This window comes from Acinetobacter sp. LT1, assembly GCF_059800965.1.
Map to the genome: position 1 here is coordinate 307,156 of NZ_JBBAXE010000002.1, position 7,569 is coordinate 314,724.

Sequence of the window (7,569 nt, forward strand, 5' to 3'; positions counted from 1 at the left end):
GTGATATTAATACAGATATGCCTTTATTTTTTAGAACGATAATTCACAAGAATGGAGTTCAGAATGACCGAAATAAACCTCATACTCATAAACGGTAAAATCACAACACTAGATCCTCAGAACCCCGAAGTACAAGCAATTGCGATTGCAGACGGTAAAGTATTACGCACGGGTACAAATGATGAGGTAATGAAACTCGCAACTCCAACAAGCAAAGTTGTAGATTTAAATGGCCGTCGCGTTATACCAGGTCTAAACGACAGTCATTTGCATATTATTCGTGGTGGCCTAAATTACAATATGGAGCTGCGCTGGGAAGGTGTGCCATCCGTTGCCGATGCGTTACGCTTACTTAAAGAGCAAGCAGATAATACGCCAGCTCCACAATGGGTTCGTGTCGTAGGTGGTTGGACTGAGTTCCAGTTTGCCGAAAAGCGTTTACCGACTTTAGAAGAAATTAATAAAGCTGCACCAGATACTCCAGTATTCGTTTTACATCTATATGCCAGTGCCTTGTTGAACCGAGCTGCCCTTGATGTATTAGGCTTTAACAAAGACACACCAGATCCACCGGGTGGCAAGATTGTAAGAGATGAAAAGGGTGAGCCAACTGGTCTGCTGCTCGCTACGCCATCGGCTATGATTTTATATTCGACCTTAGGGAAAGCACCAAAATTGCCAGTTGAAGATCAAGTCAATTCAACTCGTCATTTCATGCGTGAACTGAACCGATTAGGCATTACTTCATCAATTGATGCAGGCGGTGGTGGTCAAAACTATCCTGAAGATTATGATGTGATTAAGCAATTACACGATCAAAATCAAATGACGGTGCGAATCGCTTACAACCTATTTGCTCAAAAGGCAGGCCAAGAGCTTGATGACTATCGCCGTTGGACAGAAATGACATTTCCAGGTGATGGTGATGAGCTGTTTAGAATGAATGGAGCAGGTGAGAACCTGACTTGGTCAGCGGGTGACTTTGAAGATTTCTATGAACCACGTCCAGATTTACCAGAAAAAATGGAAGGTGAACTAGAAGCTATTGTAGAGCACTTGGCTGAAAAGAAATGGCCATTCCGTATTCATGCAACCTATGATGAAAGTATTAATCGTTTGCTGAATGTATTTGAGAAAGTAAATTCAAAACAGCCATTTGCAACTCGATTTATTATTGACCATGCCGAAACTGTATCTGAGCGTAATATTGAACGTATTGGTGCGTTGGGTGGTGGTATCGCCATTCAACACCGTATGGCCTACCAAGGTGAGATTTTCGTAAAACGCTATGGTGCCGAGGCTGCTCAGGCAACGCCACCAGTTAAGAAAATGTTAGAACTTGGTGTTCCTGTTGGTGCGGGGACAGATGCGACTCGTGTTGCCTCTTATAACCCTTGGGTGTGTTTGTATTGGCTAAGTACTGGTAAAACAGTCGGTGGTTTACCACTCTATGATGAAAAAAATCTATTAGACCGTCAGACAGCACTCAAACTCTGGACTAAAGGTTCGGCTTGGTTCTCTGGCGAAAAAGATGTTAAAGATTCACTAACAGCAGGAGAGCTTGCTGATTTGGTCGTATTATCTGATGACTACTTTAAAGTAGAAGCTGAGGATATCCAGTGGATTGAGTCTGTACTTACTGTCTTAGGTGGCAAAGTGGTCTATGCCGGGGCAGAGTTTAAGCACGACGATCCGCCGTTACCACCAGCTTCACCAACATGGTCACCAGTAAAGCGCTTCGGTGGTCAGTGGCGTTTATCTGAAAACCGTAATGCTCCTTCTAATCAATCATTACAGTCACAAAGTGCTTTGTGTGCATGTGCTAGCAGTTGTGGTATGCATGGGCATAGCCATGCTTGGATGCTTGATGTTCCTGTAAATGATAAGGACAAAAAATCTTTCTGGGGCGCACTTGGGTGCTCGTGTTTTGCATTTTAAATAAAACAGTATGGGAACCTGCTGATTAAATGGCTTGATTCTCTAAGGTATGTACGATGAAAATGTACTTGTTATCTTTGGCTGTAGGGTTGCTTGTTGGTGTCTTATATTATGTTTTAAATGTTAAGTCACCAGCTCCACCTCTTGTTGCATTAGTCGGTTTATTAGGCATGGTAATAGGAGAGCAACTGCTTCCTTTTATTAAATCCTATTTTTAATCCGTTTCATTCAAAAAAGCTAAATGGTGCCATGCCATTTAGCTTTTTATATTAATAAATACCTTCAATTACTTTATACGACGACCTTGTTCATCAATGATCACTTCGCCATCTTCTTTTGTGAAATAGCCTAAGTTTTCTACATCTAAAATATCAAGGACAATCTCGGAAGGGCGGCAAAGTCGCGTGCCTTTTGGTGTAACCACAAATGGACGATTGATTAAAATTGGGTACTGAACCATAAAATCAATTAACTGTTCATCGGTCCAATGGTCTTGTTCCAAATCTAAATCTTTATAGGGATCAACATTTTTACGAATTGCTTCCCGTACAGTTAAGCCTGAATCCTTAATGAGTTGAATCAATTCATCTTTACTTGGTGGTGTTTGCAAATATTCAATAACGATAGGTTCAATTCCTGCATGACGAATAAGCGCCAAGGTATTACGTGAGGTTCCGCAAGCAGGGTTATGGTAAATCTTCACTAGCTCAGTCATGGTAAATTTATTGTCAAATTAAGATATTGCATTTATATATGGATATCCGTATATTTGCAATAACGAATATATTCTGTTGAAGATATGATCAACCAAGTCGATTTCTTTAAATGTCTATCTGACCAAACTCGGTTAAATATTCTTAAATTAGTTCTAAATAAACAAAATATTTGTGTCTGTGAGTTAACTGAACAGCTTGAGTTGAGTCAACCGAAAATCTCTAGGCACTTAGCTTTGTTACGAACTCATGGCATTTTACTTGATGCACGACAGGGGCAATGGGTGTATTACAGCGTCAATCCAGATTTACCCAATTGGGCTGTTGAGGTTTTGAAAACTATAGCAAACCAAGATGAAAGTTTAGTGAATCAATCATCTTCACAGTTTTCTTCTATTTCTACCTATTGTGAGTAACACCATGAAATTTTTATTTTTATGCACTGGAAACAGTTGCCGTAGCATTTTGTCAGAAGTTTTATTTAATAGTCGTGCACCAGAAGGTTGGAAAGCTTATAGCGCTGGCAGTAAACCATCAGGACAGGTACATCCATTAACCATTGAAACACTTGAAAACTTAGGTCTTTCAACAGATGGGCTATGGAGTAAAACTATTGATGACTGCGAGCAGTATCAACCAGATGTTGTGATTACAGTCTGTGATTCTGCTGCACAAGAAGCATGCCCACTTTATTTAGGTGGCGCAATCAAAGCACATTGGGGTTTAAGTGACCCATCTCACTTAGACTTGCCGAAAGAAGAAAAGCTTAAAGCATTCCAAGAGACTGTAGATCATATCAACCGTCGTTTAGATGCATTGTTTGCACTTGATGTTGCGAACTTAAGCCGTTCACATTTGATTGCTGAGATTAATAAAATCTCTCATATTGAGTGAGAGAGCCGAGATGACTAAGCAAAAGCTTTCTTTTTTAGACCGTAACCTGACGCTATGGATTTTTATAGCCATGGCTTTAGGTTTGGCAATTGGGGTGTTCTTTCCTCAAGCCTCGGTTTCTTTGAACAGAATGAGTGTAGATAACGTCAATATTCCAATCGCAATCGGCTTAATCTTGATGATGTATCCACCTTTAGCTAAGGTTGACTACGCTGCGTTACCAGAAGTATTTAAAGATAAGAAGACCTTAACTTTATCGTTAGTACAAAACTGGTTGATTGCACCGGTTTTAATGTTCGTACTTGCGATAGTTTTCTTGCATAGCTATCCGGAATACATGACTGGTCTTATTTTGATTGGTTTGGCACGTTGTATTGCAATGGTTTTGGTGTGGAATGGGCTGGCTTGTGGTGATAACCAATATGTTGCAGCGTTGGTTGCATTTAACAGTATTTTCCAAATCTTATTTTTCAGTACCTATGCATGGTTGTTCTTAACCTTTTTGCCGCCTTATTTTGGTGTGGCAGGGCAAGTCATTGTTGTGAATTTCTGGACTATTACACATGCGGTTTTGGTATACTTGGGTATTCCATTTTTGATGGGGTTCTTGACGCGTTTGATTTTAGTCAAGTCGAAAGGTTTGGAATGGTATCAAACTAAATTTTTACCAAAAATTAGTCCAATTAGTTTAATTGCTTTACTTTTTACCATCGTGGCGATGTTTAGCCTAAAAGGTGGTGATGTAGTGAGCTTACCTTTAGATGTATTACGTATTGCGATTCCACTCACGATTTACTTTGTGGTGATGTTCTTCATTAGCTTCTTTATGAGTAAAAGTATGGGGAATAACTATCCACGTACCACTGCTATTTCGTTTACTGCGGCTGGTAACAATTTTGAGTTAGCTTTAGCGGTTGCCATTGCAACATTTGGTTTGGCATCACCTGTGGCATTTACCACAGTGATTGGACCATTGGTTGAAGTCCCTGTTTTAATTTCACTCGTTACCGTTTCTCTTTGGTTAAAGAAAAAGTATTTCTCAGATGAACAGTCTTAATAATGATTTATCAAATGTAGCATTAGATCTTCTTTATAAGCCTACATATGAGCAAGTGCAAGCACAGCAGCTTGAGCATCCACCTCGCATTTTATTGCTATATGGTTCTAATCGTGAACGTTCTTATAGTCGTTTTGCTGTGCTGACTGCTGGTCGAATCCTTGAATACTTAGGTGCTGAAGTCAAAATCTTTCATCCTAAAGGTTTACCTTTACCTGAGGATGCAGGAACTGATCATCCGAAAGTGCAAGAGTTGCATGAGCTTTTAGCTTGGGCAGAAGGTATGGTGTGGTGCTCACCTGAACGTCATGGTGCGATGAGTTCAATTTTAAAAGCCCAGATTGACTGGATTCCTTTGGCAGCCGGAGCAATCCGTGCAACTCAAGGTAAAACCTTAGCAGTCATGCAAGTTAGTGGTGGTTCGCAGTCATTTAATGCGGTCAATCAAATGCGTATTTTAGGGCGTTGGATGCGCATGATTACCATCCCAAATCAGTCTTCGGTTGCTAAAGCTTTTTTAGAGTTTGAAGAAGATGGCAGTATGAAACCATCCTCTTACTATGACCGAATCGTTGATGTTATGGAAGAATTGTATAAGTTCACTTTATTAACACGTGGGCAAAAACAGTATTTGACAGATCGCTATTCTGAGCGCAAAGAATCAGCAGAAGAGCTGTCAAAACGAGTAAATCAAAAATAAACAGTTTCATAAAAAAGTGCTCCACTCGGGGCACTTTTTATTGTTTAGCTTTTACATTCAGGCCATTGTGGGCAAAAGTTTTTGCAATAGTTCAATAAAGTTTGAAACTTTGGCTGAACTCTCATTTTCTCGTGTAATCAGGTAAATAGGCGCGTTTAGTTTTATTGAATCATCAAACTCGCGATATACAATTTCATGTTCCCAAAAATTATGCATTGAGGCCGGCACAATCGTTATACCAATTCCAGCAGCGACTAAATTTAATGTAGCGGTAGGTCGAGGCGCTTCTTGAATAATGCGTGGACTAAAACCTGCTTGGTAGCAACTATATAAAATATTGTCATATAAACCTTGTCCTGAAGAACGACGGTATAAAACAAAATTTTCATTTGATAAGTCATTTGAACTAATTTTTTCTTTTTGTGTAAGTGAATGGCCTATAGGCAATGCCACCATCATTGGCTCATCTAATATATGGTGATGTTTTAATCCGATATCACGGCTGATTGGTGCTCTTAAAAAAGCGATATCAAGTTTCTCTGAGATTAGTCGATCTAACTGTTTTTGGCTGCCTGCTTCTTCAAGTTTGGTTTGTACTTTTGGATATATTTCTCGATATGACCGCAATACGAGTGAAATAAGCGGGTGTAAACCTGCGGAACTTGTAAAACCAATATTGAGTTGTCCAGTTTTACCTTGGCTAACATCTTGGACTAATTTTGGAATATGTCTGGCATGTTCTAATAAAAGTTGTGCTTCTTTAAATAAGGCTAAACCAGCCTCAGTTGGTTCAATTCCTCGAGGCTGGCGAATAAGTAATTGTGTACCAAGTTCTTCTTCGAGTTTTTTAAGTAAACGCGTTAGAGGCGGTTGTTGAATAAACAATCGGTTTGCGGCATGCGTAATATTCCTTTCTTCAATTACCACAACAAAGGCATGGAGTTTATGTAAATCGAGCATAGGAATACCTTTATGGTATGGTTAATGAAAATAAAAGCATTTGTAGATATATCACAAAAGTATCATTCTATCTTGGTCAGATAAAGTGAAAAGTAACGAAAATGAACCATGTTGAGATTGCCGTGCAAAAGGAGAGTGTCCCGACCTGCACAGAGTTATTTTTAGGTTTTTTAACATTAGGTTTAATTGGATTCGGTGGCGTGCTGCCTTTAGCCCGTAAAGTTATTGTAGAGCAGAGACAGTGGTTAAGCCCTGAAAAATTCACTGAGTTACTTGGCCTGTGTCAATTTTTACCGGGTGGCAATATCATTAATTTATCGGTTGCGATTGGCATGGAGTTCCGCGGTGTTCGTGGGGCAGTGAGTTCACTGATTGGCTTGATCCTTGCACCTACGATAATTGTTGTACTTTTACATTATGTCTATGAGCAGTTCCAAGATAATTTAATGGTTAAGCATCTTTTCGAAGGTTTAGCGGCGGCGGCGGCTGGACTTCTGGTTGCAACAGGTCTGAAAATGCTTAAGCCATTATTACGTAATCCATTAGCGATTTGCGTAGTTCTCGCTGCAATTATCAGTATTGCTTTTCTGAAAGTTCCATTACTTGTGACCATGCTGATTTTGTTGGCATTTTATTCAGCTATTATTTGGAGACGTGTGTAATGGGTGCAGTTCTACTTACTTTAGCGATTATTTTTACTCAATTGTCTCTTATTGCATTTGGTGGCGGCAATACAATTTTGCCTGAAATGCAACGCCAAGTAGTTGATATTCACCACTGGATGACGGCACAAGAATTCAGCGCATTGTTCGCCATGGCTCAAGCTGCACCTGGTCCGAACATGATGATTGTGCCGTTAGTGGGATGGCATGTAGCAGGGTTGTCAGGTCTACTTGTAACGTCTACTGCTAAATTTTTACCTTCGTCTCTTATTACTGTATTTGTGATGAGAGGCTGGTCAAATTTTAAAGATAAGAAATGGCGCCGTGTTTTACAGCTTGCTTTACAACCAGTCACTGTGGGAACTGTACTTGCCAGTGCGTGGATTATTTCTGAGGCAGCTGCCATAAATACTTTACTCATTATTATGGTAGTCATTGCAACTTTATTATCTTTAATTAAAAAGGTTCATCCTTTACATGTCTTGATTGCTGGGGCTGTATTTGGTGTGGTCTTACTCTAGTTTAACCAGTTTGCCGACCTGCGCTGGATGAGTTCAGGTTGGCTTTTTTTTGATTTGAAGTAAATAATAATTAAATCTAAAAAACCGATTAAATATATAAAAACATACTGTTTCACCTATTCTG

At 39.6% G+C, this 7,569-nt stretch carries 10 protein-coding genes; 8 read left to right on the plus strand and 2 right to left on the minus strand.

Features of this window, described 5'->3' with window-relative positions:
• The first annotated feature begins 63 nt into the window (after window positions 1–63).
• Together WBW42_RS03175 and WBW42_RS03180 are read left to right on the plus strand one after the other, a co-directional pair.
• Window positions 64–1,938: an amidohydrolase gene (locus WBW42_RS03175; RefSeq protein ID WP_284105159.1), complete on the plus strand. Its 1,875-nt coding sequence runs from the start codon at window positions 64–66 to the stop codon at window positions 1,936–1,938.
• Between the two features lie 56 nt (window positions 1,939–1,994).
• Window positions 1,995–2,156 carry a DUF1427 family protein gene (locus tag WBW42_RS03180; RefSeq protein ID WP_000784879.1) on the plus strand — a complete coding sequence of 54 codons (162 nt, stop codon included), beginning with the start codon at window positions 1,995–1,997 and terminating at the stop codon, window positions 2,154–2,156.
• A 68-nt stretch (window positions 2,157–2,224) separates the two neighbouring features.
• On the opposite strand, the gene arsC is transcribed toward WBW42_RS03180, so the two are convergent.
• Window positions 2,225–2,653, minus strand: coding sequence for an arsenate reductase (glutaredoxin) (arsC, locus tag WBW42_RS03185; protein ID WP_032056309.1), 429 nt, complete (start codon window positions 2,651–2,653; stop codon window positions 2,225–2,227).
• Window positions 2,654–2,737: 84 nt separating this feature from the next.
• Here arsC and WBW42_RS03190 point away from each other — a divergent pair, with 84 nt between their 5' ends.
• From WBW42_RS03190 to arsH, 4 genes are read left to right on the plus strand one after another with little or no spacing between them, the layout of a single operon-like run.
• Window positions 2,738–3,067 (plus strand): metalloregulator ArsR/SmtB family transcription factor, encoded by a 330-nt coding sequence (locus WBW42_RS03190; RefSeq protein ID WP_000610143.1) that lies wholly within the window; start codon window positions 2,738–2,740, stop codon window positions 3,065–3,067.
• 4 nt (window positions 3,068–3,071) lie between these two features.
• Window positions 3,072–3,545 carry an arsenate reductase ArsC gene (locus tag WBW42_RS03195; protein WP_032056306.1) on the plus strand — a complete coding sequence of 158 codons (474 nt, stop codon included), beginning with the start codon at window positions 3,072–3,074 and terminating at the stop codon, window positions 3,543–3,545.
• A gap of 10 nt (window positions 3,546–3,555) precedes the next feature.
• A complete protein-coding gene (gene arsB / locus WBW42_RS03200; RefSeq protein WP_032056305.1) occupies window positions 3,556–4,602 on the plus strand; it encodes an ACR3 family arsenite efflux transporter in 1,047 nt (348 codons plus the stop codon).
• Window positions 4,589–5,302, plus strand: a complete 714-nt coding sequence (gene arsH, locus WBW42_RS03205) for an arsenical resistance protein ArsH (RefSeq protein ID WP_032056304.1) — start codon at window positions 4,589–4,591, stop codon at window positions 5,300–5,302. The genes arsB and arsH overlap by 14 nt, the downstream gene beginning before the upstream one ends.
• Before the next feature lie 57 nt (window positions 5,303–5,359).
• Here the strand turns inward: arsH and WBW42_RS03210 are convergent, their stop codons facing one another.
• A complete protein-coding gene (locus WBW42_RS03210; RefSeq protein ID WP_017386147.1) occupies window positions 5,360–6,262 on the minus strand; it encodes a LysR family transcriptional regulator in 903 nt (300 codons plus the stop codon).
• A 101-nt stretch (window positions 6,263–6,363) separates the two neighbouring features.
• Between WBW42_RS03210 and WBW42_RS03215 the strand changes: the two genes are divergently transcribed.
• Both WBW42_RS03215 and WBW42_RS03220 read left to right on the plus strand, forming a co-directional pair.
• Complete coding sequence (locus WBW42_RS03215; RefSeq protein WP_017386148.1) at window positions 6,364–6,924, plus strand: chromate transporter; 561 nt, start codon at window positions 6,364–6,366, stop codon at window positions 6,922–6,924.
• The gene (locus tag WBW42_RS03220; RefSeq protein ID WP_032056303.1) at window positions 6,924–7,445 is read left to right on the plus strand and encodes a chromate transporter; all 522 of its coding nucleotides are present in this window, start codon (window positions 6,924–6,926) and stop codon (window positions 7,443–7,445) included. Before WBW42_RS03215 ends, WBW42_RS03220 begins: the two co-directional genes overlap by 1 nt.
• Window positions 7,446–7,569 lie beyond the last annotated feature (124 nt).